This window comes from Noviherbaspirillum denitrificans (assembly GCF_002211445.1).
GTDB lineage: Bacteria > Pseudomonadota > Gammaproteobacteria > Burkholderiales > Burkholderiaceae_D > Noviherbaspirillum > Noviherbaspirillum denitrificans.
On record NZ_LSTO01000001.1, the window covers coordinates 1,015,902 to 1,042,656 of the forward strand.

Annotated in this window: 23 protein-coding genes; 15 read left to right on the top strand and 8 right to left on the bottom strand. The window is 61.3% G+C overall.

Annotated features, from left to right (window positions below):
* Nucleotides 1-351 carry a 4a-hydroxytetrahydrobiopterin dehydratase gene (locus AYR66_RS05095; RefSeq protein WP_088706622.1) on the bottom strand — a complete coding sequence of 117 codons (351 nt, stop codon included), beginning with the start codon at nucleotides 349-351 and terminating at the stop codon, nucleotides 1-3.
* Nucleotides 352-373: 22 nt separating this feature from the next.
* Nucleotides 374-1,633: a M48 family metallopeptidase gene (locus AYR66_RS05100; protein WP_088706623.1), complete on the bottom strand. Its 1,260-nt coding sequence runs from the start codon at nucleotides 1,631-1,633 to the stop codon at nucleotides 374-376.
* 43 nt (nucleotides 1,634-1,676) lie between these two features.
* Between AYR66_RS05100 and orn the strand changes: the two genes are divergently transcribed.
* The 4 genes from orn to AYR66_RS05120 all read left to right on the top strand — a co-directional run bounded on the left by orn (nucleotide 1,677) and on the right by AYR66_RS05120 (nucleotide 6,271).
* Nucleotides 1,677-2,264 (top strand): oligoribonuclease, encoded by a 588-nt coding sequence (gene orn / locus AYR66_RS05105; RefSeq protein WP_088706624.1) that lies wholly within the window; start codon nucleotides 1,677-1,679, stop codon nucleotides 2,262-2,264.
* Between the two features lie 57 nt (nucleotides 2,265-2,321).
* Nucleotides 2,322-3,992 carry a peptide chain release factor 3 gene (locus tag AYR66_RS05110; RefSeq protein ID WP_088706625.1) on the top strand — a complete coding sequence of 557 codons (1,671 nt, stop codon included), beginning with the start codon at nucleotides 2,322-2,324 and terminating at the stop codon, nucleotides 3,990-3,992.
* A gap of 299 nt (nucleotides 3,993-4,291) precedes the next feature.
* Complete coding sequence (locus AYR66_RS05115) at nucleotides 4,292-4,861, top strand: hypothetical protein (protein WP_088706626.1); 570 nt, start codon at nucleotides 4,292-4,294, stop codon at nucleotides 4,859-4,861.
* A gap of 78 nt (nucleotides 4,862-4,939) precedes the next feature.
* Nucleotides 4,940-6,271, top strand: a complete 1,332-nt coding sequence (locus AYR66_RS05120; protein ID WP_088706627.1) for a TAXI family TRAP transporter solute-binding subunit — start codon at nucleotides 4,940-4,942, stop codon at nucleotides 6,269-6,271.
* Here the strand turns inward: AYR66_RS05120 and AYR66_RS05125 are convergent.
* Entirely contained in the window at nucleotides 6,268-6,723 is a 456-nt protein-coding gene (locus AYR66_RS05125; RefSeq protein ID WP_088706628.1) for a rhodanese-like domain-containing protein, read from the bottom strand. The genes AYR66_RS05120 and AYR66_RS05125 overlap by 4 nt on opposite strands.
* 387 nt (nucleotides 6,724-7,110) lie before the next feature.
* Here AYR66_RS05125 and glnA point away from each other — a divergent pair, with 387 nt between their 5' ends.
* The 4 genes from glnA (at nucleotide 7,111) to ntrC (ending at nucleotide 11,970) form a co-directional block, all read left to right on the top strand.
* A complete protein-coding gene (gene glnA / locus AYR66_RS05130) occupies nucleotides 7,111-8,526 on the top strand; it encodes a type I glutamate--ammonia ligase (protein WP_088706629.1) in 1,416 nt (471 codons plus the stop codon).
* A 178-nt stretch (nucleotides 8,527-8,704) separates the two neighbouring features.
* The gene (locus AYR66_RS05135; protein WP_088709610.1) at nucleotides 8,705-9,202 is read left to right on the top strand and encodes a DUF4124 domain-containing protein; all 498 of its coding nucleotides are present in this window, start codon (nucleotides 8,705-8,707) and stop codon (nucleotides 9,200-9,202) included.
* Nucleotides 9,203-9,265: 63 nt separating this feature from the next.
* On the top strand, nucleotides 9,266-10,339 hold the full coding sequence (gene glnL / locus AYR66_RS05140; protein WP_088706630.1) for a nitrogen regulation protein NR(II): 1,074 nt from the start codon (nucleotides 9,266-9,268) through the stop codon (nucleotides 10,337-10,339).
* A 56-nt stretch (nucleotides 10,340-10,395) separates the two neighbouring features.
* The gene (ntrC, locus tag AYR66_RS05145; protein WP_088706631.1) at nucleotides 10,396-11,970 is read left to right on the top strand and encodes a nitrogen regulation protein NR(I); all 1,575 of its coding nucleotides are present in this window, start codon (nucleotides 10,396-10,398) and stop codon (nucleotides 11,968-11,970) included.
* A 44-nt stretch (nucleotides 11,971-12,014) separates the two neighbouring features.
* Here the strand turns inward: ntrC and AYR66_RS05150 are convergent, their stop codons facing one another.
* On the bottom strand, nucleotides 12,015-12,200 hold the full coding sequence (locus AYR66_RS05150; protein ID WP_088706632.1) for a DUF1289 domain-containing protein: 186 nt from the start codon (nucleotides 12,198-12,200) through the stop codon (nucleotides 12,015-12,017).
* 38 nt (nucleotides 12,201-12,238) lie between these two features.
* Here AYR66_RS05150 and AYR66_RS05155 point away from each other — a divergent pair, with 38 nt between their 5' ends.
* Entirely contained in the window at nucleotides 12,239-12,880 is a 642-nt protein-coding gene (locus AYR66_RS05155; protein WP_088706633.1) for a glutathione S-transferase family protein, read from the top strand.
* Nucleotides 12,881-12,887: 7 nt separating this feature from the next.
* Here AYR66_RS05155 and prpR read toward each other — a convergent pair whose 3' ends face one another.
* Entirely contained in the window at nucleotides 12,888-14,492 is a 1,605-nt protein-coding gene (gene prpR / locus AYR66_RS05160; protein ID WP_088706634.1) for a propionate catabolism operon regulatory protein PrpR, read from the bottom strand.
* A gap of 212 nt (nucleotides 14,493-14,704) precedes the next feature.
* Here prpR and prpB point away from each other — a divergent pair, with 212 nt between their 5' ends.
* The 5 genes from prpB to AYR66_RS05185 all read left to right on the top strand — a co-directional run bounded on the left by prpB (nucleotide 14,705) and on the right by AYR66_RS05185 (nucleotide 22,793).
* Nucleotides 14,705-15,595, top strand: coding sequence for a methylisocitrate lyase (gene prpB, locus AYR66_RS05165; protein ID WP_088706635.1), 891 nt, complete (start codon nucleotides 14,705-14,707; stop codon nucleotides 15,593-15,595).
* A gap of 18 nt (nucleotides 15,596-15,613) precedes the next feature.
* Entirely contained in the window at nucleotides 15,614-16,768 is a 1,155-nt protein-coding gene (gene prpC, locus AYR66_RS05170; RefSeq protein WP_088706636.1) for a bifunctional 2-methylcitrate synthase/citrate synthase, read from the top strand.
* Between the two features lie 63 nt (nucleotides 16,769-16,831).
* Complete coding sequence (acnD, locus tag AYR66_RS05175; protein WP_088706637.1) at nucleotides 16,832-19,432, top strand: Fe/S-dependent 2-methylisocitrate dehydratase AcnD; 2,601 nt, start codon at nucleotides 16,832-16,834, stop codon at nucleotides 19,430-19,432.
* 109 nt (nucleotides 19,433-19,541) lie between these two features.
* The gene (prpF, locus tag AYR66_RS05180; protein ID WP_088706638.1) at nucleotides 19,542-20,729 is read left to right on the top strand and encodes a 2-methylaconitate cis-trans isomerase PrpF; all 1,188 of its coding nucleotides are present in this window, start codon (nucleotides 19,542-19,544) and stop codon (nucleotides 20,727-20,729) included.
* Nucleotides 20,730-20,906: 177 nt separating this feature from the next.
* On the top strand, nucleotides 20,907-22,793 hold the full coding sequence (locus AYR66_RS05185; RefSeq protein ID WP_088706639.1) for a propionate--CoA ligase: 1,887 nt from the start codon (nucleotides 20,907-20,909) through the stop codon (nucleotides 22,791-22,793).
* Between the two features lie 36 nt (nucleotides 22,794-22,829).
* Here AYR66_RS05185 and xth read toward each other — a convergent pair whose 3' ends face one another.
* Genes xth through aptA form a run of 3 tightly spaced genes read right to left on the bottom strand, consistent with a single transcriptional unit; the run spans nucleotide 22,830 to nucleotide 26,494 of the window.
* The gene (gene xth, locus AYR66_RS05190; RefSeq protein WP_088706640.1) at nucleotides 22,830-23,594 is read right to left on the bottom strand and encodes an exodeoxyribonuclease III; all 765 of its coding nucleotides are present in this window, start codon (nucleotides 23,592-23,594) and stop codon (nucleotides 22,830-22,832) included.
* 50 nt (nucleotides 23,595-23,644) lie between these two features.
* Entirely contained in the window at nucleotides 23,645-25,156 is a 1,512-nt protein-coding gene (locus AYR66_RS05195) for a CoA-acylating methylmalonate-semialdehyde dehydrogenase (protein ID WP_170942070.1), read from the bottom strand.
* Nucleotides 25,157-25,174: 18 nt separating this feature from the next.
* On the bottom strand, nucleotides 25,175-26,494 hold the full coding sequence (gene aptA, locus AYR66_RS05200) for an omega-aminotransferase AptA (RefSeq protein ID WP_088706642.1): 1,320 nt from the start codon (nucleotides 26,492-26,494) through the stop codon (nucleotides 25,175-25,177).
* Nucleotides 26,495-26,590: 96 nt separating this feature from the next.
* Between aptA and AYR66_RS05205 the strand changes: the two genes are divergently transcribed.
* Nucleotides 26,591-26,755: helix-turn-helix domain-containing protein (locus tag AYR66_RS05205; protein WP_141104170.1), on the top strand; the 165-nt coding region annotated here is incomplete at its 3' end.

Genomic DNA, 26,755 nt, shown 5'->3' on the forward strand with positions numbered 1-26,755 from the left:
TTACTGCGCCGCTTGCTGGAAGATCGCATCGACCTTGGCGGCACAGATGAAATCGTTTTCGGAGATGCCACCCTTGCCGCTATTGACGGAGTGGGTGTCGAACTTCACTACGCAGCGGTTGTAGGTCACGGTCAGTTCGGGATGATGGTCGTCGGCGTGGATCACCCAGGCGATGGCATTCACGAAAGCCAGCGTCTCGTAATAATTCTTGAATACGAAGGTCTTCGCGATTTTTCCATCCTGCAGCGCCCAGTTGTCGACGGCGGCGAGATGTTCAGCGATTTCGGCATCAGTCAGTGCGGTTTCGAGATGCCGGCCTTTTTTCTGCAGCAATTCAGCGGCGGTTACCATGGTTGTCCCCTCGGAATTTGGTTTATCGCGCGGCGAGCAGATGCTGGATGCGTACGCTTGCCGGCGGGTGAGAATCGTAGAAGGCGGAGTGCAGCGGATCCGGTGTCAGCGTCGACGCATTGTCTTCGTACAGCTTGACCAGGGCGGATACCAGGTCTTGCGCGCCGGTATGCTTCGCTGCGAAGGCATCGGCTTCGAATTCATGCTTGCGCGAAGTGAGCGACACCAGCGGCGAGAACAGGAAGGTGAACACCGGCAGCGCCAGCATGAACAGGATCAGTGCCATTGCGTCGTTGTTCGCCAGCAGCATCGGGTCGACACCGAGACCGGTGTAAAACCAGATCTGCTTCTTCAGGTGGCCGAGCAGCGCGAGGAAGCCCAGCGAGAGCGCGAACATGACCGCGATGCGCTTGACGACATGCTTGAGCTTGAAATGGCCGAGTTCGTGTGCCAGCACCGCTTCGATCTCCTGCGGGCCGAGGCGGGCGAGCAGGGTGTCGAAAAAGACAATACGCTTGGCCGCGCCGAAGCCGGAGAAATAGGCATTGCCATGCGCGCTGCGCTTGGAGCCATCCATCACGAACAGGCCCTTCGATGCAAAACCGACGCGTTGCATCAGGCTTTCGATGCGCGACTTGAGGCTTTCGTCCTGCAGCGGCGTGAACTTGTTGAACAGCGGGGCGATGACAGTGGGGTAAAGCACCAGCATCAGCAGCTGGAAGCCGGTCCACACGAACCATGCATACAGCCACCAGAGGTCGCCGGATTTTTCCATCAGGGTCAGGATCACCCAGACTAGCGGGGCGCCGATGACGAGGCCGACAATGATGTTTTTGACAAGGTCGCTGATGAACAGGCCGAGCGTCATCTTGTTGAATCCGAACCGGGCTTCGAGGACAAATTGACGGTAGTAATCAAACGGCAACTCGATCAGTCCGGAAATGAAGCCGAAGGCCGCGATCAGCGCGAGCTGGTAGAGCATGCCGGAACCGGTCAGCTTGAACAGCGTGACCGACAGCCATTGCAGGCCGCCGAGCAGGGTGAAACCGATCAGCACGCCTGTATTCACCAGCAGCATCAGCAGGCCGAGCTTGGTCTTGGCAACCGTGTAATCGGCTGCTTTCTGGTGGGCGTACAGCGGGATTTTCTCGGCGAATTCCGGCGGCACGGCATCGCGATGGGCAATCACGTGGCGGATATGTCGCGATCCCAGCCAGAAGCGGACTGCAAGGGTGACAACCAGGAAACTGACGAACAATACCGAAAACGCAAGTGAAGACATGCCCTGCCTGTGAGAAAATGGCGAATTACCGAGGAAAACAATTATGTCACAAGCGACTGAATCCCAAGTCCCTGCAAATGCCCCTGCGCGGCCGAACGAATTCAACCTGATCTGGGTCGATATGGAAATGACCGGCCTGGACCCGGACAATGACCGCATCATCGAAGTGGCCGTGGTGGTCACCGACTCGCAGCTCAATGTGCTGGCCGAAGGTCCGGTGTTCGCGATCCACCAGCCGGATGAAGTGCTGGACAAGATGGACGCCTGGAACAAGGGTACGCACGGCCGTTCCGGATTGATCGACCGCGTCAAGGCATCGACCGTGACTGAAGCGGATGCGGAAAAGACGCTGATTGATTTCCTGAAGCATTTCGTCCCCGCCGGCAAGTCGCCGATGTGCGGCAACAGCATTTGCCAGGACCGCCGTTTCATGGCGCGCGGCATGCCGAAGCTGGAAGCGTTTTTCCACTACCGCAACCTGGATGTGTCCACGCTGAAGGAACTCTGCAAGCGCTGGAAGCCGGAAATCGCCACGGGTTTCAAGAAACACCAGAAGCACACCGCGCTGGCCGACATCACCGAATCGATTGACGAGCTTCGCTATTACCGCGAAAACTTCATCAAGCTCTGAATTGTTTGACCATGCCGGCCGCCATCCGGCGTGCCGGCATTTTTATTTTTTGCACGCATGACTTCCGAAACCGACCTGCCGCCGTCCGACGCCGTCGACGCCGCCTCCGAAAGCAACCGCAAGGTTCCGTCCGAATTGATTTCGCGCGAAGTGGCGCGTCGGCGCACCTTCGGCATCATCTCCCACCCTGACGCCGGCAAGACGACGCTGACGGAAAAGCTGCTGCTGTTCTCAGGCGCGATCCAGCTCGCCGGCACCGTGAAGGCGCGCAAGAGCGGCCGCCATGCCACCTCCGACTGGATGGAAATCGAAAAGCAGCGCGGCATTTCCGTGGCCAGCTCGGTGATGCAGTTCGAATACCGCGAGCACGTGGTCAACCTGCTCGACACGCCGGGCCACCAGGACTTTTCCGAAGATACCTACCGCGTGCTGACGGCGGTCGATTCCGCGCTGATGGTGATCGACGCCGCGAAGGGTGTGGAAGAGCAGACCATCAAGCTGCTCAACGTCTGCCGCATGCGCGACACGCCCATCCTGACCTTCATGAACAAGCTGGACCGCGAGTGCCGCGATCCGCTGGAATTGCTGGATGAAGTCGAATCCGTGCTGAAGATCCAGTGCGCGCCTGTCACCTGGCCGATCGGCATGGGCAAGAACTTCCGCGGGGTCTACCATCTGCTGCGCGACGAGATCCTGCTGTTCAAGGCGGGCGAGGAGCGCGCCGACCAGGAATTCGAGGTGGTGAAGGGCATCGACAACCCGCGCCTGGCGGAAATGTTCCCGCTGGAGATCGAACAGCTCAAGATGGAGGTGGAGCTGGTGCACGGCGCATCGCATCCGTTCGACCTGGAAGAATTCCTTGCCGGCCGGCAGACGCCGGTGTTTTTCGGATCGGCGATCAACAACTTCGGCGTGCGCGAAATCCTGAATGCCTTGCTGGACTGGGCACCGGCGCCGCGCAATCGCGACGCGACGGTTCGTGCGGTCGAGCCGAACGAAGAACCGTTCTCCGGTTTCGTATTCAAGATCCAGGCGAACATGGATCCGGCGCACCGCGATCGCATCGCCTTCCTGCGCGTTTGCTCCGGGCACTTTGAGCGCGGCATGAAGATCAAGCACCTGCGCCTCGGGCGCGAGATCAAGGTGTCGAGCGTGGTGACCTTCATGGCATCCAGCCGCGAACAGGTGGAAGAGGCGTATGCCGGCGACATTATCGGCTTGCCCAACCACGGCAACATGCAGATCGGCGACAGTTTTTCCGAAGGGGAAATGCTGCAATTCACCGGCATTCCGTATTTCGCGCCGGACTTCTTCCGTTCAGTGCGCATCCGCAATCCGCTCAAGATCAAGCAGCTGCACAAGGGCTTGCAGCAGCTGGGTGAAGAGGGCGCGGTGCAGGTGTTCAAGCCGGTGCACGGCGGCGACCTGATCCTCGGCGCGGTCGGCGTGCTGCAGTTTGAAGTGGTGGCGAGCCGCCTGCTGAACGAGTACGGTGTCGATGCGGTCTTCGAAGGCACGAGCATCAGCAGCGCACGCTGGATTTCCTGTGAGGACAAGAGGGCGCTGGCTGATTTCGAGAAGTCTTCCGCAGGCGCAAACATTGCCTTCGATGCGTCGGGCAATATGGCTTACCTGGCCACATCCGGGGTGAACCTGAAGCTGACCCAGGAGCGCTGGCCGCAGCTGACTTTCCATGCGACACGGGAACATGCGGCAAAGTTGAACTGACGGACTGCTGCGGATCATCCGGCGGGCTCGCATGCATTACGCGGCGAGCCCGCTTTCTTTTTATCGATTGTTTCGATCGCTTTTTGGCAGTTCGCTGAAGTAAGGGGTGACTTGCCACCAGAACCGCGCCAGTTCGCTTTCACTTCTGGCACCGTTTGCGAAATGTCAAATGCGCTGCCGGGCGTCCGCCTATACTCTCCCAACGCATTTTCCAACCTCTTTCTCTCCCCGTAGTGGTGCAGCGACCGGATTCAACGGATCCCGGATTGTTCACGCAGTTTCGGAATCAAGGAGCAACTATGCTGACTGCAACATATTCCCTGGTGGCTATCGCGGCTGAGCAAGACAAGACCCGTGCAATGCTTTCCCGTCTCCAGCAATGTCTTCAGAGTGCGTGGCGGGGGCTGCAAAACATTGACTTCTCATTCCTCGAAACGGCATTCGGGAAGCTGATGCAGTTCGACAGGTTTGTCGGCGCGCGCAAGCTGGAGCGCATCCTGATTCCCGCCTTGCGTGGCGCCGGTCGCGAAGCAGACCAGCTCGTCGCGGAACTGGATGCGCTGCGCGCCAAGAGCGCCGGTATCCTGCGTACACTGGGCGAACAGCTGGCAGAAGCATTCGAGGCCAGCGCGGTCAAGATCAACCAGATCTGCCATGCGATGGACAGCTACTGCGGCACCATGCTGACTCGCCTCGAGCGCGAGGAGCGTGAACTCATTCCGATGGCGCGCCGCCTGCTGTCGATCGAGGACTGGTTCACGATCGCCGCGCAGTTCCTGTCCGATGACGACAGCGCGGACGGCCGGCATCACTCACCGCGGCGTGGCACGGCGTCGGGCCGGCGGCACATCGCCTTCGTACGTCCTTAAGGGGAAGGTTGCCAGGCGCTCTTGCGCGCCGTCACAATTGTTGGCATGGTGTGTTCCATGTTTTTCCATGGAACACACATGCCGAAAATCCTCAGGTTTACCCGCTTTTCCCTGCGCGACTTCCTCGTCGCATCCGGCCCGGCCGCCATTGCGGTCATCGTCGTCTGCGTGCTTGCCTACTGGCTGGTGGACCCGTCGCCACCACGCCAGGTCACGCTCTCCAGCGGACAGGAAAACAGCGCCTATGAAGCCATCGGCAAGAAGTACGCCGCCGTGCTCGCCCGCAACGGCATTCGCGTCGACCTGAAACCCTCGCTCGGCTCGAACGAGAACCTGCAACGTCTCAAGGATGAATCGTCGGACATCGACATCGCCTTCGTCCAGAGCGGATCGACGCGCCATGAGGAACTGGAAGGCCGCGGCCTGGTTTCCCTTGGCAGCCTGTTCACGGAACCGGTGTGGCTGTTCCTGCGCGATTCCCGCAATGTCACGCGCCTGTCGCAGCTGAAAGGATTGAAGATCAACGTGGGGGCGGAAGGCACCGGCGTGCCCGGCCTGTTCAAGCAGGTCCTCTCGGCGAATGGCGTGGAGCCCGCGCAGGTCAAGCTCGGCACACTGGAAAACACGCCGGCGACCGTGGAGCTGCTTGCCGGGCGCATCGATGGCCTGGTGTTCAGTTCCGCGCCGGACGCGCCGTTGATCCAGATGCTGCTGCAGACGCCGGGCATCCGGCTGTTTGATTTCGCGCAGGCGGAGGCGTATACGCGGCGCTTTCCCTTCTTCTCGCATGTTGTACTCCCGCGTGGCATTGTCGACTTCGGGCGCGACCTGCCGCCCCGGGACGTCCACCTGATCGCCCCAACGGCGACGCTGGTCGCCCGCGACGACCTGCATCCAGCTCTGGTTGACCTGTTCGTGCAGGCGGCATCCGAAATCCACGGTGCGCCGGGATGGTTCCAGAAGAAGGGCGAATTCCCGACGGCGAATTACACCGAGGTGCCGGTGTCGCCGGCAGCGGAAAAGTTCTACAAGAATGGTCCGCCGCTGCTGCAACGTTACTTGCCGTTCTGGCTCGCCAATTTCTTTGAGCGCATGTGGGTGGTAGGCGTGGCACTGGGCGCCTTGCTGCTGCCGCTGTCGCGCATCATCCCCCCGCTGTATGTGTGGAAGGTGCGCTCACGGGTATTCCGCTGGTATGGCCAGCTGCGCGCGGTCGAGCAGGCGATCGAGGATGTGCCGGCGGAGCGGCAGGCGGAAGTCTATCCGGAACAGCTGAAACGCCTCAACGAGATCGAAGAGCGGGTCAACCGTATCTCGATCCCGCTGTCGTTTGCCGACGAGCTGTACGGGCTGCGCAGCCATATCAACTTCGTTCGGCGGCGCGTGCTCTCACTGATGAAGCCCGATTAGGCGCCGATCCAGGGCAGCCCTGCCTTGCACCAGCCGCTGACGGTCTTGCGATGGCCTTCGGCGTCCTTGTCGCCTTCGAAGCCCTCCAGCACATCGAAGCAGTTGGCATAGCCGTTCTCGGTTGCCAGCTTCGCAGCGTGCCGCGAGCGCACGCCCGACCGGCACAGGAACAGCAGAACCTTGTCCTTCGACGCCGCGCGCGCCAGCTCGTCGAGGAAGGCGGGGTTGGGCGTGCCGCCCGGGTAGGTGCTCCATTGCACCGCGGCGTGCTGCTGCTCGGGGATGCCGACGCGGCCCACCCAGTCGCGCTCGGCATTGGTGCGAACGTCCACCAGGAGGACGTTCGGATCCTGCCGAAGCAGCGAATAAGCTTCGGACGGCGTGATCGCGCCTGCATAGGGCAGCTGCCTTTCGGTGCCGCGCAGGCGGGCGGTGGTGAGAATATCCATCATCTGCTCCGGAAAGTTGGATTTTTTCTATTTTATCCCGATGGCTGGAAGGCTATAGTGTCCGCAGGTCGGAGAGAGCGGTGCACTAATTTGGTGCTATTCCTGTGCGAAACGAACCAAAACAGTGCACATATCGAAAAACGCACTGCTTTGGTGATTGCTGCGATGTGCCGTTCTCGCGCCATCTATGTTTCAACATCGCACTATTTGAGCTAATTTGAGCGCTTCATCGCGGTGCACGTGAATTGTTTTTTCTCAAGGCGGTGGCATGGAATCTGCTATCATTCCGGCCTGTGTTTCAAGCCGTACTTCGGCCTGTCGCAGGCGAATACAGTCGGCTCAAACCAACTTTATCCGAACCACACCCGCTCATACACTTAGGAGATTCGCATGGCAATGACGGCCGCAGACGTCTTGAAGTTGGCGAAAGACAACGAAGTCAAGTTCGTTGATTTTCGTTTTGCAGACACCCGGGGCAAGGAACAGCACGTAACGGTGCCGGTTTCGCAGTTCGGCATGGACAAGTTCGAGTCCGGCCATGCATTCGACGGTTCCTCGATCGCCGGCTGGAAGGGCATTGAAGCCTCCGACATGCTGCTGATGCCGGATCCGAATACGGCCAACATCGACCCGTTCATGGAAGAGACCACGCTGTTCATGCAGTGCGACGTGATCGAACCGTCCGACGGCAAGGGCTATGACCGTGACCCGCGCTCCATCGCCAAGCGCGCTGAAGCCTACCTGAAGTCCTCCGGCCTGGGCGATACCGCCTACTTCGGTCCGGAACCCGAATTCTTCATCTTCGACAACGTTCGCTGGAAGATCGACATGTCCGGCTGCTTCGTCAAGATCGGCTCGGAAGAGGCATCCTGGTCCACCGGCCGCGAACTCGAAGGCGGCAACACCGGCCATCGTCCGACCGTCAAGGGCGGCTACTTCCCGGTTCCCCCGGTCGACAGCTTCCAGGACATGCGTTCCGAAATGTCCCTGATCCTCGAAGCCATGGGCATCCCGGTCGAAGTGCACCACCACGAAGTGGCCGGCGCCGGCCAGAACGAACTCGGCACCAAGTTCTCCACCCTGGTCGAGCGCGCTGACTGGACCCAGAACCTGAAGTACGTGATCTGGAACGTTGCTCACACCTACGGCAAGACCGCGACCTTCATGCCGAAGCCGCTGGTTGGCGACAATGGTTCGGGCATGCACGTTCACCAGTCCGTCTGGAAGGATGGCCAGAACCTGTTCGCGGGCGACGGCTACGCAGGCCTGTCTGATTTCGCCCTGTACTACATCGGCGGCATCATCAAGCACGCACGCGCGCTGAACGCGATCACCAACCCGGGCACCAACTCCTACAAGCGTCTGGTTCCTGGTTTCGAAGCACCGGTCAAGCTGGCTTACTCGGCGAAGAACCGTTCCGCATCGATCCGTATTCCGCACGTTGCCAATCCGAAGGGCCGTCGCGTCGAAGCGCGCTTCCCGGATCCGCTGTCCAACCCGTACCTGTGCTTCTCCGCCCTGCTAATGGCAGGCCTGGACGGCGTGCAGAACAAGATCCACCCGGGCGAAGCAGCATCGAAGGACCTGTACCACCTGCCGCCGGAAGAAGACGCGCTGATCCCGACCGTGTGCTCCTCGCTGGAACAAGCGCTCGAGTACCTGGACAAGGATCGCGAGTTCCTGACCCGTGGCGGCGTGTTCAGCGACACCATGATCGACGCTTACATCGACCTCAAGATGCAGGAAGTCCAGCGCTTCCGCATGACGACGCATCCGATCGAGTTCGACATGTACTACTCGCTGTAATCAGCATTCCGCCTCAAGGCGACGCTGTTCAAGAAACGGGGAAAACTTCGGTTTTCCCCGTTTTTTTTGCTGCCGGAAACTGTTGCGTTGCTTTACGATCCAAGAGGAGAGTGTTTGTAAAGCATTGATTCTTATCCTAAACTAGTAAGCGCCCGCATAGTTTCTCGAAAGAAAGATGATTAAACAACAATTGACCGGTCTGCTCTTGCTGGTGATGACAGCCGGCATCGCGCACGCGCAAAGCGAGGTCTACCTGTGCGTCGACGAGAACGGAAAAAGGGAATACAAGAACACCGGGATCACGAAAGGGTGCAAGAAGGTCGACCTGCCGGGCATCACCATGATTCCCGCGCCGCCGAAAAAGGTCGCGCCGGCACCGCAGACTGCTGCGGCAAAGCCCGCGGCAAGCACGCCATCCGATTTCCCGAAGGTGGATAATGGCACCCAGAAGGCGCGCGACAATGACCGCAAGCAGATCCTGCTCGACGAAATGAAGGCCGAAGAGCAGAAACTCGCGAACCTGAAACGGGAGTACAACAACGGCGAGCCCGAACGCCGCGGCGATGAGCGCAACTTCGCGAAGTACCAGGAGCGCGTTGGCGGCATGAAGGATGACATCGACCGCACGGAAAAGAACATCGAAGCCCTGAAGCGCGAGATCGGCAACATCAGATAGGGCGGGTATGACGCTTGCATGGACAGGGCCGCTTGATGCGGCCCTTTTGATTTCTGGAGCAACGTGAAAACATCGCATACTTCATTCGACGGTCTCGACCTGCTGTCTTCGGCGGTCGTCATCCTTGATGCGGCCAGCCGCATCACCTACGCCAACGCGGCCGCCGAAAACCTTCTCGAAAGCTCGTTCAAGGCGCTGTCCCAGCAGAAGCTGAGCAAGCTCTTCCTCAACGGCGCGCATCTCGACCAGGTCTTCCAGGAAGCGGTCCAGCATCGCTTCGCCGACAAGCGGCTTGACCTCGCCCTTGAGCGTCCGAGCCGCGAACCGCTGCTGGTCCATGTGATTGTCACCGCGCTCGACAATCCGGAGACGCCGGTGCTCATCGAACTGCGCGAGAACGTGCAGCAGCTCAAGCTCGACCGCGAAGAGCGAATGCTTGACCAGAGCCAGGCCAACAAGGAACTGATCCGCAACCTCGCGCACGAGATCAAGAATCCACTCGGCGGTATTCGCGGCGCTGCACAGCTGCTGGAGCTCGAACTGCCCGAGCGCCACCTCAAGGAATTGCGCGAGTACACACAGGTCATCATCAAGGAAGCCGACCGACTACAGACGCTGGTGGACCGCCTGCTGGCGCCACACCGCCGGCCGCACATCGTCGGCGACGTCAACATCCACGAAGTCTGCGAGCGCGTGCGCAGCCTCATCGTGGCCGAGTTCCCGACGGGACTGACGATCAAGCGCGACTACGATCTGTCGGTGCCCGAGTTCAGGGGCGACAAGGAGCAGCTGATCCAGGCCGTGCTCAACATCGCGCATAACGCGGCACAGGCCTTGTCCGAACAGATCAAGGCAGGCGATGCGGTCATCACTTTCCAGACGCGCGTGGCACGTCAGGTCACGCTAGCGAAGGTGCGTTACAGGCTGGCATTAGACTTGCATATCATCGACAATGGTCCGGGCATCCCACCCGACATCCGCGATCGCATCTTCTACCCGCTTGTATCAGGCAAGGACGGCGGCAGCGGACTCGGGCTGACACTTGCACAGACATTCGTGCAGCAGCATCTGGGCGTTATCGAATGCGAGAGCAGGCCGGGATGCACGGACTTCAGGATTTTGATACCGCTGCCTTGACCACAAGATCGAGGACGGCTCAACCCACTGCCACACGCGCGGGATACTGAAAAAATATGAAGCCAATCTGGATTGTTGACGACGACGAATCAATTCGCTGGGTACTCGAAAAGGCACTGGCCCGAGAGAACCTCGCTACCAAGAGCTTCTCCAATGCGCGCGAAGTCATGGATGCGCTGCAGACCAGCGTGCCGCAGGTCCTCGTGTCCGATATCCGCATGCCCGGCGAATCCGGGCTCGAACTGCTTCAGTCTGTAAAGACCAGGTACCCTGGCCTGCCGGTCATCGTGATCACTGCCTTCTCGGACCTCGACTCCGCGGTCGCTGCGTTCCAGGGTGGTGCATTTGAATATCTCGCCAAGCCCTTCGATGTCGACAAGGCGGTCGAACTGATCCGCCGTGCACTGGAAGAGAGCTTGCGCGAATCGGATGTCGAACAGACGGCTGCCGACACCCCAGAAATCCTCGGCCAGGCGCCGGCAATGCAGGATGTGTTCCGCGCAATCGGCCGCCTGTCGCAGTCGAATGTCACCGTGCTGATTACCGGCGAGTCCGGTACCGGCAAGGAACTCGTGGCCCGCGCGCTGCACAAGCACAGTCCGCGGGCGGCGCAGCCATACATTGCACTGAATACTGCCGCGATACCGAAGGACCTGCTCGAATCCGAACTGTTCGGCCACGAGCGCGGCGCCTTCACCGGCGCGCAGGCGATGCGGCGCGGCCGCTTCGAGCAGGCCGAGAACGGCACGCTCTTCCTCGATGAAATCGGCGACATGCCCTTCGACCTGCAGACGCGCTTGCTACGCGTGCTGTCGGACGGCCATTTCTACCGCGTCGGCGGACACCAGCCATTGAAAGCCAATGTGCGCGTGATCGCGGCCACGCACCAGAACCTCGAACAGCGGGTCAAGGAAGGCCTGTTCCGCGAGGACTTGTATCACCGCCTGAACGTGATCCGCCTGCGCCTGCCCAGCCTGCGCGAGCGGCGCGAGGACATTCCGCTGCTGACGCGTCATTTCCTCGCGCAGAGCGCCAAGCAGCTCGGCGTCGAAGCCAAGCGCATGTCCGACAGCGCAATGCAGTTCCTCGCCAGCCTTGAGCTGCCGGGCAACGTGCGCCAGCTCGAGAACCTGTGCAACTGGATTACCGTGATGGCGCCGGGGCAGACGGTCGAGATCAAGGACTTGCCCGCCGACCTGACCCACGGTCAGGAATTCGCGCCGCCGGCCATGACTTCATTCACACCTGCCGCGCCGCAGGCGCCTCACCCGCCGGCGTTTGTCTCCACTACGGAAACACCAAGCATCAATGCGGCGATCGGCGCTGGCATGTTCGTCCCGCAGACGATGACGTCCATGCCGGTTTCGTCTTCGTTGCCCGTGCCGAATGGTTCGGCCGAGAAGGCAAGCTGGATCAGCCTGCTTGAATCGGAAGCGGCGCAAATGCTTGCGGCCGGACAGCCGGAGGTGATGGATGCACTGGGAAGGCAGTTCGAATCGGCGCTCATCAAGACCGCGCTGAAGCACACCCATGGGCGCAAGAACGACGCGGCTGTGCGGCTGGGGATCGGCCGCAATACCATCACACGGAAGATCCATGAGCTTGGCATAGACGGCGCCAAGGATGACTAAAAGAAGAAGGGCCGGTGATTACCGGCCCTTTTTTCATGCCTGCCTCAGGTATTGCGGCGCGGATAACCCTCGGCCGTGATCCTGACCCACACGCGCTCTTTTTCTTCGTCGCTCATGAATACCCACTGCGCGACTTCCTCGACAGTGCGTCCGCAGCCGCGGCAGACATCATCGAAGGTGGTTGAACAGACGGCAACACAGGGTGTGTCGGGACGGGTGGAATTTTGCATAATGGAGGCCTTCAAACCGACATTTTAGGCCAATTCCCATGCTCAAGCTCTACTACTACCCAGGCAATGCAAACCTGGCGCCGCACATGTTGCTGGAAGAAATGGGCGTGCCTTATGAACTGGTGCTGGTGGACCGCACGAAGGATGCGCACCATAGTGCCGACTACCTGAAACTGAATCCGAACGGGCGCATTCCGGTGCTTGTCGACGGCGGTCTTGTCCTGTTCGAAACGGCGGCCATCTGCCTGCACCTGGCTGACAGCTACCCCGAGGCCGGGTTTGCGCCAGCCGTCGGCACGAAGGAGCGCGCGCATTTCTACAAGTGGCTGGTCTACCTGACCAATACGCTGCAGGCGGAGCTGATCACGTACTTCTACCCCGAGCGCTGGGCGGAGGACGACGACGCGATTGCACAGGTGAAGGCGCATGCGGAAGCACATGTCGGTGGCATGCTCGATCTGCTCGACCGGACGCTGGCGGAGAATGGCGGGCCTTACCTGCGCGGCGCGAAGATGTCGGCTGTCGATCCTTACCTGTTCATGCTCTCACGTTGGACGCGCATGATGGAAAACCCGGCGCGCAACAGGAAACATCTTGGTGCATTCCTGCGGATGATGGCGGAGCGCCCTGCGGTCAGGAGGACGCTGGAGCAGGAGGGGCTGGGGGAGCCGTTGTTCTAGAATTTATTTACACCCCTTGATTCAACTTCCTCCACAATGTCGTGCGGCTGATGCCCAAATACTTCGCCGCCGCTTCGCGATTTCCGTTGAATCGCGCCAGCACTTCATGGATTGATTCGGTTTGCGGCGCAGGCAGCCGTTTAACGGGCGTGTCCGGTTTCGTCGCCGCCGCAAGCTCCGGCGCCACGGCCAGCACAAAGCTCGGCGTCAGCGCCTGCAGCGGTTCCGCTGCCAGAAAGAGCGCCAGGCGCTCCATCAGGTTGCGCAACTCACGCACATTCCCCGGCCACGCATAACCGCCCAGCAAGGGCGCGCAGGCCAGGAGTTCCGCATGCAGGTTCGCATGCGGCCGCGCTCCCAGCGAGGCGAGCGCATTCTTCAGTCCCCACTCGGCAAGTGCCACAAGGTCTTCGATGCGGTCGCGCAGCGGCGGCAGCGTCACGCGCAATACGCCGAGGCGATAGAAGAGGTCGGCGCGGAAGCGTCCATCCTTCACGCGCTGGTCGAGGTCGCAGTGCGTGGCGCTGAGGATGCGCACATTGACGGGAACGGGACGCGTGCCGCCTACGCGAACGACTTCCCGCTCTTCCAGCACGCGCAGCAAGCGCGTCTGCAACTGCAAGGGCATCTCGCCGATCTCGTCGAGGAAGAGAGTGCCGCGGTTGGCCGCCTCGAACAATCCTGCATGGCCGCCGCGGCGTGATCCGGTGAACGCACCTTCCTCATAGCCGAACAGCTCCGATTCCAGCAGCGACTCCGCCACCGCGCCGCAATTGACCGCGAGGAAAGGCTGCCGCGCGCGCTGGCTTTCGCGGTGGATCGCTTGCGCGGCGAGTTCCTTGCCGGTGCCGGTCTCGCCCTGGATGAGGACCGTCGCTGGAGATTTCGCAAACAGTTCGATCGAATGGCGTACCGACTGCATGGCCGGCGAATCGCCGCGCAGGTCATTGAGGCCGTGCTTGGCGCGAAGGGTATCGGCCACCGGGGACGCACGGCCGCGACTCGATTCCAGCTGCGTGAAGCGCGCGATTTCCAGCGCGTCTTCGAATGCCTGGCGGATCGACGCCGCCGAATAGACGAACACGCCCGCCAGCCCGGCTTCTTCCGCAAGGTCGGTGATCAGGCCGGCGCCGACGATGGCCTTGATGCCGGCCGCCTTCAGCTCATTGATCTGCGCGCGCGCATCTTCTTCCGTCACATAGGTGCGTTGGGGGATGGCGATATCGAAGGTGCCGAGGAATTCCGCCAGCTCGGTCATCGGCGTCTGGTAGGTGATGAGGCCGACGTGCGGCGTGATCTTCCTGGCGCGCGCCAGTGCCTGCATCACGTCGAATCCGCTCGCCTTGGCAATGACGACCGGCAGCGAGAGTCGGCTCTTCAGGTAGGCGGCGTTGGAGCCGGCGGCGATGACAGCGTCGCAGCGTTCGGTTTCCAGCCGCTCGCGGATATGCCGCACCGCATCCTCGAAACCGAGCGGGATCGGTTCGATCGACGCGCGGTCGTCGAATTCAAGGGTGATATCTCGGAACAGGTCGGACAGGCGCGAAATCGACACCGTCCAGATGATCGGCTTGTCGGGCAGGTCGGCGGCGGGGCGGGCAGGAAGTCTCATGTTTCATGAACGTTTCAGTGTTTCGATTGTAACGCAATTTGAAACGCTGCGGCGTAATTGATCCAAGGCAGTATTCTATATAAGTCGTTGAAAATAAAAGAGTTTCATCGCGCTAACGTTGAACGTTTCCCATGTTCACCACGTGGCACACGGATTGCAATAAGGGCACCAGTATCAATCGTTGCAACAATTCCCCACAACAAGGTGAAGACATGAGTCAGTACTCCGCAGGCGCCGCCTTCCGCAAGGCGGTACAAGAAGAATCCCCGCTGCAGGTCGTGGGCACGATCAACGCCAACCATGCATTGCTGGCCAAGCGCGCCGGCTACCGCGCGATCTACCTGTCCGGCGGCGGCGTGGCGGCCGGTTCCCTCGGCCTGCCCGACCTCGGCATTTCCGGCCTCGACGACGTCCTGACCGACGTGCGCCGCATCACCGACGTGTGCGACCTGCCGCTGCTGGTCGACGTCGATACCGGCTTCGGTTCCTCCGCGTTCAATGTGGCCCGCACCGTCAAGTCGATGATCAAGTTCGGCGCCGCCGCAATGCACATCGAAGACCAGGTCGGCGCCAAGCGCTGCGGCCACCGTCCGAACAAGGAAATCGTCAGCAAGCAGGAAATGGTCGACCGCATCAAGGCCGCCGTCGATGCGCGCACCGACGAAAACTTCGTGATCATGGCCCGTACCGACGCGCTCGCCGTGGAAGGCCTGGAAGCCGCGCTCGACCGCGCGCAGGCCTGCGTCGAAGCCGGCGCCGATATGGTGTTCCCGGAAGCGATCACCCAGCTCGACATGTACAAGATCTTCGCCGACACGCTGAAGGTGCCGGTCCTGGCCAACATCACCGAGTTCGGCGCGACCCCGCTGTACACCGTCGAAGAACTCAAGAGCGTCAACGTCGGCCTCGTGCTGTATCCGCTGTCCGCCTTCCGCGCGATGAACAAGGCTGCGGAAAACGTCTACACCGCGATCCGCCGCGACGGCACGCAAAAGAACGTGGTCGATACCATGCAGACCCGCATGGAGCTGTACGACCGCATCAATTACCACGAATTCGAACAGAAGCTCGACGCCCTGTTCGCACAACAAAAAGCCAAGTAATTTTTCCCGGAGATACAGATGAGTGATCAACAAGCTGCAGGCTTCAAGCCCAAGAAATCCGTTGCCCTGTCCGGCGTGACCGCCGGCAATACCGCACTGTGTACCGTCGGCCGTACCGGCAATGACCTCCACTATCGCGGCTACGACATCCTGGACGTCGCCGACACCTGCGAATTCGAAGAAATTGCCCACCTGCTGGTGCACGGCAAGCTGCCGACCACCGCCGAACTGAAGGCCTACAAGGCCAAGCTCAAGGCATTGCGCGGCCTGCCGTCGCAAGTGAAGGCGGTGCTGGAATCGCTGCCCGCAGCTTCGCATCCGATGGACGTAATGCGTTCCGGCGTCTCCGCGCTCGGCTGCGTGCTGCCCGAGAAGGATGACCACAACACCCCCGGCGCGCGCGACATCGCCGACAAGCTGATGGCTTCGCTCGGTTCCATGTTGCTGTACTGGTACCACTTCAGCCACAACGGCAAGCGCATCGAAGTCGAAACCGACGACGACTCCATCGGCGGCCACTTCCTGCACCTGCTGCACGGCCAGAAGCCGTCCGAGCTGTGGGTCAAGGCGATGCACACCTCGCTGATCCTGTACGCAGAGCACGAGTTCAACGCCTCCACCTTCACCGGCCGCGTGATCGCCGGCACGGGCTCCGACATGTACTCCGCCATCACCGGCGCAATCGGCGCGCTGCGCGGTCCGAAGCACGGCGGCGCAAACGAAGTCGCCTTCGAAATCCAGAAGCGCTACGACAACCCGGATGAAGCGGAAGCCGACATCCGCCGCCGCGTCGAGAACAAGGAAGTCGTGATCGGTTTCGGCCACCCGGTCTACACCGTGTCCGACCCGCGCAACAAGGTCATCAAGGAAGTCGCACGCACGCTGTCCGACGATGCCGGCTCGATGAAGATGTTCGACATCGCCGAGCGCCTCGAAACCGTGATGTGGGAAATCAAGAAGATGTTCCCGAACCTCGACTGGTTCTCCGCCGTGTCGTATCACATGATGGGCGTGCCGACCGCGATGTTCACGCCGCTGTTCGTGATTGCGCGTACCTCCGGCTGGTCTGCGCACATCATCGAGCAGCGCATCGACAACAAGATCATCCGCCCGAGCGCGAACTATGTCGGCCCGGAAGATCTCAAATTCGTGCCGATCAAGGACCGCAAGTAACAGCGATGAAAGCCCGTCCGCATGACGGGCTTTCTTACCTTAACACTACCTATCCGCACACTCATGAATACCGCCTACCGCAAACCCCTGCCGGGCACCAAGCTGGACTACTACGACGCGCGCGCAGCGGTCGAAGCGATCCAGCCGGGCGCCTGGGAAAAGCTGCCCTACACCTCGCGCGTGCATGCCGAAAACCTGGTGCGCAAATGCGAACCCGCCATCCTTACGGAATGCCTGAAGCAGATCATCGAAGTCAAGCGCGAGCGCGACTTCCCGTGGTTCCCGGCACGTGTCGTCTGCCACGACATCCTCGGCCAGACCGCGCTGGTTGACCTCGCGGGCCTGCGTGACGCAATCGCCGACCAGGGCGGCGACCCGGCCAAGGTCAATCCGGTCGTGCCGGTGCAGCTGATCGTCGACCACTCGCTCGCCGTCGAATGCGGCGGCTTCGACCCGGACGCATTCGCCAAGAACCGCGCGATCGAGGATCGCCGCAACGAAGACCGTTTCCACTTCATCGAGTGGACCAAGGAAGCGTTCAAGAACGTCGACGTGATCCCGGCCGGTAACGGCATCATGCACCAGATCAACCTGGAAAAGATGTCGCCGGTGATTCACGCCATCGACGGCGTCGCCTTCCCCGACACCTGCGTCGGCACCGACAGCCACACTCCGCACGTTGACGCGCTGGGCGTGATCGCGATTGGCGTGGGCGGCCTCGAAGCCGAGAACGTCATGCTGGGCCGCGCCTCCTGGATGCGCCTGCCGGAAATCGTCGGCGTCGAACTGTCCGGCAAGCGTCAGCCGGGGATCACCGCGACCGATATCGTGCTCGCGCTGACCGAGTTCCTGCGCAAGTCGAAGGTGGTCGGCTCCTACCTCGAGTTCTACGGCGAAGGCGCGAAGTCGCTGACGCTGGGCGACCGTGCAACCATCTCCAACATGGCGCCGGAATACGGCGCGACCGCGGCGATGTTCTCCATCGACCAGCACACGCTCGATTACCTGATGCTCACGGGCCGCACCGAAGAACAGGTGAAACTGGTCGAGACCTATGCGAAGGTCGCAGGCCTGTGGTCCGACAGCCTGCAGAACGCACAGTACGAGCGCGTGCTGAAGTTCGACCTGTCGACCGTAGTGCGCAACATGGCAGGCCCGTCCAACCCGCATGCACGCGTGGCGACGACCGACCTGGCTGCCAAGGGCATCGCCGGCAAGTGGGAAGAAACCCCGGGCCAGATGCCGGACGGCGCAGTGATCATTGCTGCTATCACCAGCTGCACCAACACCTCCAACCCGCGTAACGTGATTGCCGCCGCCCTGCTGGCACGAAACGCGAACAAGCTGGGCCTGACCCGCAAGCCGTGGGTGAAGTCCTCGCTGGCTCCCGGCTCCAAGGCCGTCGAACTGTACCTGGAAGAAGCTGGCCTGAAGGGCGACCTGGAAAAGCTCGGCTTCGGCATCGTCGCCTTCGCCTGCACCACCTGCAACGGCATGTCGGGTGCGCTGGATCCCAAGATCCAGCAAGAGATCATCGACCGCGACCTGTACGCCACCGCCGTGTTGTCGGGCAACCGTAACTTCGATGGCCGTATCCATCCGTACGCAAAGCAGGCGTTCCTGGCCTCGCCGCCGCTGGTCGTCGCTTACGCGCTGGCCGGTACCGTGCGTTTCGACATCGAGCGCGATTCCTTCGGCACCGATGCCAACGGCAAACCGATCCTGTTGAAGGACCTGTGGCCGAGCGACGAAGAGATCGACGCCATCGTCAACGCCAGCGTGAAGCCGGAGCAGTTCAACAAGGTCTACATCCCGATGTTCGAGAAGCGTGCAGCTTCCGGTGAAAAGATCACCCCGCTGTACAACTGGCGCCCGCAATCGACCTACATCCGCCGTCCGCCGTACTGGGAAGGCGCGCTGGCAGGCGAGCGCACGCTGAAGGGCATGCGTCCGCTGGCGGTCTTGCCGGACAACATCACGACCGACCACCTGTCGCCGTCCAACGCCATCCTGCTGGATTCCGCAGCAGGCGAATACCTCGCGAAGATGGGCTTGCCGGAGGAGGACTTCAACTCCTACGCGACGCACCGCGGCGACCACCTGACCGCGCAACGCGCGACCTTCGCGAATCCGCAGCTGGTCAACGAAATGGCCGTGGTCGATGGCAAGGTCAAGAAGGGCTCGCTGGCCCGCGTCGAGCCGGAAGGCAAGGTCATGCGCATGTGGGAAGCCATAGAAACCTACATGGAGCGCAAGCAGCCGCTGATCATCATCGCCGGCGCCGATTACGGCCAGGGTTCGTCGCGTGACTGGGCAGCCAAGGGCGTGCGCCTCGCCGGCGTGGAAGCGATCGCGGCCGAAGGCTTCGAGCGCATCCACCGCACCAACCTGATCGGCATGGGCGTGCTGCCGCTGGAGTTCAAGCCGGGCACGACCCGCCTGACGCTGAACATCGACGGCACCGAGACCTATGACGTCGTCGGCGCGCTCAAGCCGCGTGCGGACCTCACGCTTGTGATCACCCGCAAGAATGGCGAACGTGTGGAAGTGCCGGTGACTTGCCGTCTCGATACCGCGGAGGAAGTGTCTGTCTACGAAGCGGGCGGCGTGCTGCAGCGTTTCGCGAAGGACTTCCTGGCGGCGTCGGACGCGAAGGCGGCGTAAGCAAGTAGGGTGGGTAGAGCGAAGCGAAACCCACCATTCGATGCACAGAAGCACACGGTGGGTTTCGCTGCGCTCTACCCACCCTACGATCCTTTACCGGACAACATACATGGCACACGTACCCCAAATCAAAATCCCCGCCACCTACATCCGTGGCGGCACCAGCAAAGGCGTGTTTTTCCGCCTGCAGGATTTGCCCGAGCGCTGCCAGGTGCCGGGCAAGGCGCGCGACAATCTCTTCATGCGCGTGATCGGCAGCCCTGACCCGTATTCGGCGCACATCGACGGCATGGGCGGCGCGACGTCGTCCACGTCAAAATGCGTGATCCTCTCCAAGAGCGACGTGCCCGGCCACGACGTCAACTATCTCTATGGCCAGATCTCCATCGACAAGGCCTTCGTTGACTGGAGCGGCAACTGCGGCAATCTCTCCACGGCAGCAGGCGCATTCGCGATTCACGCAGGTCTCGTCGATCCTTCGCGCATTCCGGAGAACGGCACCTGTGTTGTTCGCATCTGGCAGGCCAACATCAAGAAAACCATCATCGCGCACGTGCCGGTCACCAATGGCCAGGTGCAGGAAACCGGTGATTTCGAACTGGACGGTGTGACTTTCCCGGCTGCGGAAATCGTGCTGGAGTTCATGGACCCGTCCGACGATGCGGAAGAGGGCGGCTCGATGTTCCCGACTGGTAACCTGGTGGATGACCTCGAGGTGCCCGGCATCGGCACGCTGAAAGCCACCATGATCTCCGCAGGTATACCAACCGTATTCGTGAACGCGGAAGAGATCGGCTACACCGGCACCGAACTGCGCGAGCAGATCAACACGGATGCAGCCGCCTTGGCGAAGTTCGAAAAGATCCGCGTGGCCGGCGCGCTGCGCATGGGCCTCATCAAGAGCCCGGAAGAAGCCGCAACTCGCCAGCACACGCCCAAGATTGCATTCGTCGCGAAGCCGAAGGATTACGTGTCTTCGAGCGGCAAGACGGTCGCCGCCGGCGACGTCGACCTGCTGGTGCGCGCGCTCTCCATGGGCAAGCTGCACCACGCGATGATGGGCACGGCTGCAGTGGCGATCGGCACTGCTGCCGCAATCCCCGGCACGCTCGTGAATATCGCTGCCGGCGGCGGCGAACGCAACGCCGTGCGCTTCGGCCATCCTTCCGGCACCTTGCGTGTCGGTGCGGAGGCAGCCAAGGTCGATGGCGAATGGCGCGTCACCAAAGCCATCATGAGCCGCAGTGCGCGCATCCTGATGGAAGGCTGGGTACGCGTTCCCGGCGACGCATTCTAAGCAGCAATGCATGTTCAAAAAAAAGCGCAGAGACAGATTTGTCGATGCGCTTTTTTTACGCAGTTTCCGGCGCATCGTAAGTGCAGAGTAAGTCGCGCTGCGCATACTGAAACACTATAAAAAATCATTCCACGTGCACGTCACCATCGCACGCATCCAATCTGATTCGGGGGCAACATGAACTTCGCAGACTTCTACAAGAATTCCATCGAAAATCCCCAGGCATTCTGGGACAACGAAGCCAAACTCATCGACTGGAAAGAGCCCTACAAGCAGGTGCTCGACTACAGCAAACCACCCTTCACGAAATGGTTCGTCGGCGGCAAGACCAACCTCTGCCACAACGCAGTCGACCGCTGGGCGGACAAGCAGGGCGACAAGCCTGCGTTGATCGCGATCTCCACCGAGACGGACAGCGAGAAGGTCTACAGCTTCAAGGAATTGCAGTCGGAAGTGATGCGCACCGCGGCGATGATGCAATCGCTCGGCGTGGGCAAGGGTGATCGTGTGCTGATCTACATGCCGATGATCGCGGAAGCGGCGTTTGCGATGCTGGCCTGTGCACGGATCGGTGCGGTGCACTCGGTGGTGTTTGGCGGCTTTGCATCCAACAGCCTAGCCACCCGTATCGACGATGCGAAGCCGAAGCTCATTGTGTCTGCAGACGCCGGTTCGCGCGGCGGCAAGGCAGTGCCCTACAAGCCGCTGCTCGATGAAGCGATCAACCTCGCCGAGCACAAGCCCGCGCATGTGCTGCTCGTCAACCGCGGCCTGGTCCCGATGGACCTCGTTGCAGGGCGTGACGTCGATTACGCGACGCTGCGCGAACAGAACCTGAAGGCGGAAGTCCCGGTCGAGTGGCTCGAATCAAACGAGATGTCCTACATCCTCTACACCTCCGGCACGACCGGCAAGCCGAAGGGCGTGCAGCGCGATGTCGGCGGCTACGCAGTCGCGCTGGCTGCATCGATGAAGTACATCTTCTGCGGCAATCCGGGAGAAACCTATTTCTCGACCTCCGACATCGGCTGGGTGGTGGGCCACTCCTACATCGTCTACGGTCCGCTGATCGCCGGCATGGCGACCATCATGTATGAAGGCTTGCCGATCCGTCCCGATGCCGGCATCTGGTGGAGCATCGTCGAGAAGTACAAGGTCACGCGCATGTTCTCCGCGCCGACCGCGGTGCGCGTGCTGAAGAAGCAGCCGCCGGAGTTCATGAAAAAATACGACCTGTCCTCGTTGAAAGCGCTCTATCTTGCAGGCGAACCGCTGGACGAGCCGACCTCGCAATGGATTTCGTCGGAACTCGGCGTGCCCATCATCGACAACTACTGGCAGACCGAAACCGGCTGGCCGATCATGTCGGTGGCACGCGGCGTCGAGAATACTCCGACTCGCCTTGGCAGCCCCGGCGTGCCGATGTACGGCTATAACGTCAAGATTCTCAATGAATCTACCGGCGAGGAGTGTGGCGCCAACGAAAAGGGCGTGGTCGTGATCGGCGGCCCGCTGCCTCCCGGCTGCATGCAAACCGTGTTCGGCGACGACGAGCGCTTCGTGAAGACCTACTGGTCCAACTTCAAGCAGCCGATGTATTCGACCTTCGACTGGGGCATCCGCGATAACGAAGGCTACTACTTCATCCTCGGCCGTACCGACGACGTGATCAACGTCGCCGGCCACCGTCTCGGCACGCGCGAGATCGAGGAAAGCATCTCCAGCCATCCGAATGTGTCCGAAGTGGCCGTGGTCGGTGTCGAGGACAAGCTCAAGGGACAGGTCGCGGTGGCCTTCGCCATCCTGAAGAATGCTGAACCGGCATCGACTCCCGATGGCCGCAAGGCGCTGGAAGCGGAAGTGATGGCGGTGGTGGACAAGCAACTGGGCGCGGTTGCGCGTCCGGCGCGCGTGCACTTCGTCAGCCTGCTGCCGAAGACACGTTCTGGCAAGCTGTTGCGCCGTTCGATCCAGGCGATTTGCGAAGGGCGCGATCCGGGGGATCTGACGACGATCGAAGATCCGACGTCGCTGCAGCAGATCAAGACAGCATTGACGGTGTGATATTCGCTCCCCTCTCCCGCCTGCGGGAGCGGGGAGTTACTCGATCGTCGCCACCACCGGCGTATGATCCGACGGCTGTTCCCACTTCCGCGGCACCTTGTCGATCACGCATTCCTTGCAGCGCGCCGCCAGCGCAGGCGACAGCAGCACATGGTCGATCCGCAGCCCGGCATTGCGCCGGAATCCCATCATCCGGTAGTCCCACCAGCTGAACAGTTTCTCCGGCTGTTCAAATAACCGGAACGCATCCTTGAAGCCGAGATCGAGCAGGCGCCGGAACTCCGCGCGCTCAGCATCCGACACCAGCACCTGTCCTTCCCATGCTTTCGGGTCGTGCACATCGCGGTCTTCCGGCGCGATGTTGTAGTCGCCGAGCAACGCAAGGTTGTCGTGCGTCTTCAACTCATCCGCCAGCCAGTCGTGCAGCGCGTCGAGCCACTTCAGCTTGTACTGGTACTTGTCCGAGCCGACCGCCTGCCCGTTCGGGATATACGCGCAGACCACGCGCATGCCTTCGATGGTGGCGGCAATGATGCGCTGCTGCTCGTCTTCAAAGCGCGGATTGTTCCTCACGACCTCGCTCATCGGATGCTTGGACAGGATGGCGACACCGTTATAGGTCTTTTGCCCTGTGAAGACGACCTGGTAACCGGCTGCCTCGATCTCGGCAACCGGGAACTTGTCGTCGGTGAGCTTGGTTTCCTGCAGGCAGAGGATGTCGATGGGATTGTCCGCCAGCCATTGCAATACCTGCGGCAGGCGGACCTTGAGGGAATTGACGTTCCAGGTGGCGAGCTTCATGAAGTCGGAAATCCGGTTGCGGTAAGACGGGAATCATACCGCAACGGGGATTACCGGCTCGACGGGAAGCTGAACATCGCGCGGCCCGGGTCGTTCGATGCCGGCCAGCGCTGCGTGATGGTCTTGCGGCGGGTATAGAAACGCACCGCATCCGGGCCGTAGGCATGCAGGTCGCCGAACAGCGAGCGCTTCCAGCCGCCGAAGGAGTGGTAAGCCACCGGGACCGGAAGCGGTACGTTGACGCCCACCATGCCAACGAGGATGTTGTCGCAGAAGTGGCGTGCCGCTTCACCGTCGCGCGTGAAGATGCAGGTACCGTTGCCGTATTCGTGCGCGTTGATCAGGTTCATCGCTTCTTCCAGCGAAGCAACGCGAACCACGCCGAGCACCGGCCCGAAGATCTCTTCCTGGTAAATGCGCATGCCTGGCTTCACATTGTCGAACAGGCAGGGGCCGAGGAAGTAGCCGTTGCTGCGCTCGCCATTCGCATCGCGCACGTCGAGCGTGCGGCCGTCGACCAGCAGGGTGGCGCCTTCGGCCACGCCGATGTCCACGTAGCCCTTGACCTTCTCGAAGTGCTCGCGCGTCACGAGCGGACCCATGTCATTGCCGGTGTCGGTGCCCGGGCCGACCTTCATCTTCGCGATCTCGGCCTTCAGGCCGGCGATGACGGCTTCGGCCGTTGCATCGCCGATGGCCACCACCAGCGGCACTGCCATGCAGCGTTCGCCACAGGAGCCGTAGGCTGCGCCCATGAGTGCATTAACCGCATTGTTGATATCGGCGTCGGGCATCACGACCGCGTGGTTCTTCGCGCCACCCAGCGCCTGCACGCGCTTGCCGTGCGCGGTGCCGGTTGCATACACGTACTGCGCGATCGGCGTCGAGCCGACGAAGCTGACTGCCTGCACGCGCGGGTCGGCGAGGAGGGTGTCGACCGATTCCTTGTCGCCGTTGACGACATTCAGCACGCCCGGCGGCAGGCCAGCTTGCAGCGCCAGTTCAGCGATGAAGATGGAGGCGGACGGATCGCGTTCGGAGGGCTTCAGCACGAAGGTGTTGCCGCAGGCGACTGCCATCGGCCACATCCACAGCGGCACCATCGCGGGGAAGTTGAACGGCGTGATGCCGGCGGTTACGCCCAGCGGCTGGAATTCGCTCCACGAATCGATCGCCGGTCCGACGTTCTTGCTGTGCTCGCCCTTGAGCAGCTCGGGTGCATAGCTGGCATATTCGACGTTCTCGATGCCTCGCTGCAGTTCGCCCAGTGCATCGTTCAGCACCTTGCCGTGCTCGGCGGTAATCATCGCGCAGATGGTGTCTGCATTTTCCTCGAGCAGTTGCTTGAGGCGGCTCATTACGCGGGCACGCTTCAGCGGCGGCGTGTTGCGCCAGGCGGGGTAGGCCTTTTCGGCGGAGGCGATGGCTTCTTCCACCGTCGCCTTATCTGCCAGGCGCACCTTCTTTTCGGCGAGGCCGGTAGCGGGATTGAAGACGGCAGCAGTACGCTCGCCGCGCGAGACGTGTTCGCCGTGGATGAAGTGGCCGATAACGCTGGTCATGAACATTCCTTTTTTGTATTAAGCGGTTTCGTTGATGGCGTCGCCGAGCGCGTTGATCAGCAGGTCGATTTCTTCGCGCGTGGAGATGAAGGGCGGGGCAAGCTGGATGGTGTCGCCGCCGTAGCGGACATAGAAGCCCTTCTTCCAGCACTTCATCGCGATCTCGTACGGGCGCTTCGCGGGTTCGCCCGGTGCGGCGGCAATCGTCAGGCCGGCGGCGAGACCGTAATTGCGGATGTCGACCACGTGCTTGCTGCCCTTGAGGCTGTGCACGGCATTCTCGAAATGCGGCGCCAGTTCACGCACGCGCTGGATCATGTTCTCCTTCACGAGGATATCGAGCGCGGCTACGCCCACGGCGCAGGCGACCGGATGGGCAGAGTACGTGTAGCCGTGCGGGAATTCCAGCATGTACTCGGGGCCGCCGGTTTGCATGAAGGTGTCGTAGATTTCCTTCTTCGCGATCACTGCGCCCAGCGGCTGGGCGCCATTGGTCACCTGCTTGGCGACGTTCATGATGTCCGGCGTGACGTCGAAGGCTTCGGCGCCGGTCATTGCGCCGGAACGGCCGAAACCGGTGATCACTTCATCGAAGATCAGCAGGATGTTGTTCTGCGTGCAGATTTCGCGCAGGCGCTTGAGGTAGCCCTTGGGCGGAATGATGACGCCGGCGGAACCGGAGAAGGGCTCGACGATGACAGCCGCGATGTTGGACGCGTCATGCAGCGCGATCAGGTTGAGCAGCTGGTCGGCGAGTTCCGCGCCGGTTTCGGGCATGCCGCGGGTGAATGCATTTTGCGGCAGCATGGTGTGCGGCAAGTGGTCCGCTTCCACGGCCTGGCCGAAGGTTTTGCGGTTGCCGACGATGCCACCGACGGAGATGCCGCCGAAGTTGACGCCGTGGTAGCCCTTCTCGCGGCCGATCAGGCGGGTCTTGCTTGCCTGGCCCTTGGCGCGCCAGTAGGCACGTGCCATCTTCAGGGAGGTGTCGGCGGACTCGGAACCGGAGCCGGTAAAGAACACATAGTCGAGCCCGGCCGGCACCAGTTCCTTGATCCGGTTGGCGAGTTCGAAGGACATCGGATGGCCGTGCTGGAAGGCGGGCGAGTAGTCGAGCGTGGCGAGTTGCTTGCGCGCCGCTTCCGTGATCTCGGAACGGCCGTGGCCGAGGCCGCTGCACCAGAGGCCCGACAGGCCGTCAAACACCTTGCGGCCGTCGCTGTCCGTGTAATACGCGCCGGACGCGCCGGTGATCATGCGCGGCGAGGCCTTGAAATTGCGGTTGCCGGTAAAGGGCATCCAGTGCGCTTCCAGCCATTCCGGGTTCGTGTAGTCCATGTCTGCTCCAGTCGATCTTGTTGGTTGAACAGGGCTATTGTGAACCTGCGTGTTACTATCATGAATACTCAAATATCAATGTTTACTTGAATATTTATGCAAGTAAAAAGACGTGCAATCCTCGGTCAGCTCAGCGATACGGACATGCGCCTGCTCCGGGTGTTCAAGAGCGTGGTCGATTGCGGCGGGATGGCCGCCGCCGAGCTGGAGCTGAATATCGGCATTTCGACCATCAGCAAGCATGTGAAAGACCTGGAAACC

Bases quoted from the DNA above. Each gene is read 5' to 3' on its own strand.
- AYR66_RS05095 (WP_088706622.1), bottom strand. From the start codon at position 351: ATGGTAACCGCCGCTGAATTGCTGCAGAAAAAAGGCCGGCATCTCGAA.
- AYR66_RS05100 (WP_088706623.1), bottom strand. From the start codon at position 1,633: ATGTCTTCACTTGCGTTTTCGGTATTGTTCGTCAGTTTCCTGGTTGTC.
- orn (WP_088706624.1), top strand. From the start codon at position 1,677: ATGTCACAAGCGACTGAATCCCAAGTCCCTGCAAATGCCCCTGCGCGG.
- AYR66_RS05110 (WP_088706625.1), top strand. From the start codon at position 2,322: ATGACTTCCGAAACCGACCTGCCGCCGTCCGACGCCGTCGACGCCGCC.
- AYR66_RS05115 (WP_088706626.1), top strand. From the start codon at position 4,292: ATGCTGACTGCAACATATTCCCTGGTGGCTATCGCGGCTGAGCAAGAC.
- AYR66_RS05120 (WP_088706627.1), top strand. From the start codon at position 4,940: ATGCCGAAAATCCTCAGGTTTACCCGCTTTTCCCTGCGCGACTTCCTC.
- AYR66_RS05125 (WP_088706628.1), bottom strand. From the start codon at position 6,723: ATGATGGATATTCTCACCACCGCCCGCCTGCGCGGCACCGAAAGGCAG.
- glnA (WP_088706629.1), top strand. From the start codon at position 7,111: ATGGCAATGACGGCCGCAGACGTCTTGAAGTTGGCGAAAGACAACGAA.
- ntrC (WP_088706631.1), top strand. From the start codon at position 10,396: ATGAAGCCAATCTGGATTGTTGACGACGACGAATCAATTCGCTGGGTA.
- AYR66_RS05150 (WP_088706632.1), bottom strand. From the start codon at position 12,200: ATGCAAAATTCCACCCGTCCCGACACACCCTGTGTTGCCGTCTGTTCA.
- AYR66_RS05155 (WP_088706633.1), top strand. From the start codon at position 12,239: ATGCTCAAGCTCTACTACTACCCAGGCAATGCAAACCTGGCGCCGCAC.
- prpR (WP_088706634.1), bottom strand. From the start codon at position 14,492: ATGAGACTTCCTGCCCGCCCCGCCGCCGACCTGCCCGACAAGCCGATC.
- prpB (WP_088706635.1), top strand. From the start codon at position 14,705: ATGAGTCAGTACTCCGCAGGCGCCGCCTTCCGCAAGGCGGTACAAGAA.
- prpC (WP_088706636.1), top strand. From the start codon at position 15,614: ATGAGTGATCAACAAGCTGCAGGCTTCAAGCCCAAGAAATCCGTTGCC.
- acnD (WP_088706637.1), top strand. From the start codon at position 16,832: ATGAATACCGCCTACCGCAAACCCCTGCCGGGCACCAAGCTGGACTAC.
- prpF (WP_088706638.1), top strand. From the start codon at position 19,542: ATGGCACACGTACCCCAAATCAAAATCCCCGCCACCTACATCCGTGGC.
- AYR66_RS05185 (WP_088706639.1), top strand. From the start codon at position 20,907: ATGAACTTCGCAGACTTCTACAAGAATTCCATCGAAAATCCCCAGGCA.
- xth (WP_088706640.1), bottom strand. From the start codon at position 23,594: ATGAAGCTCGCCACCTGGAACGTCAATTCCCTCAAGGTCCGCCTGCCG.
- AYR66_RS05195 (WP_170942070.1), bottom strand. From the start codon at position 25,156: ATGACCAGCGTTATCGGCCACTTCATCCACGGCGAACACGTCTCGCGC.
- aptA (WP_088706642.1), bottom strand. From the start codon at position 26,494: ATGGACTACACGAACCCGGAATGGCTGGAAGCGCACTGGATGCCCTTT.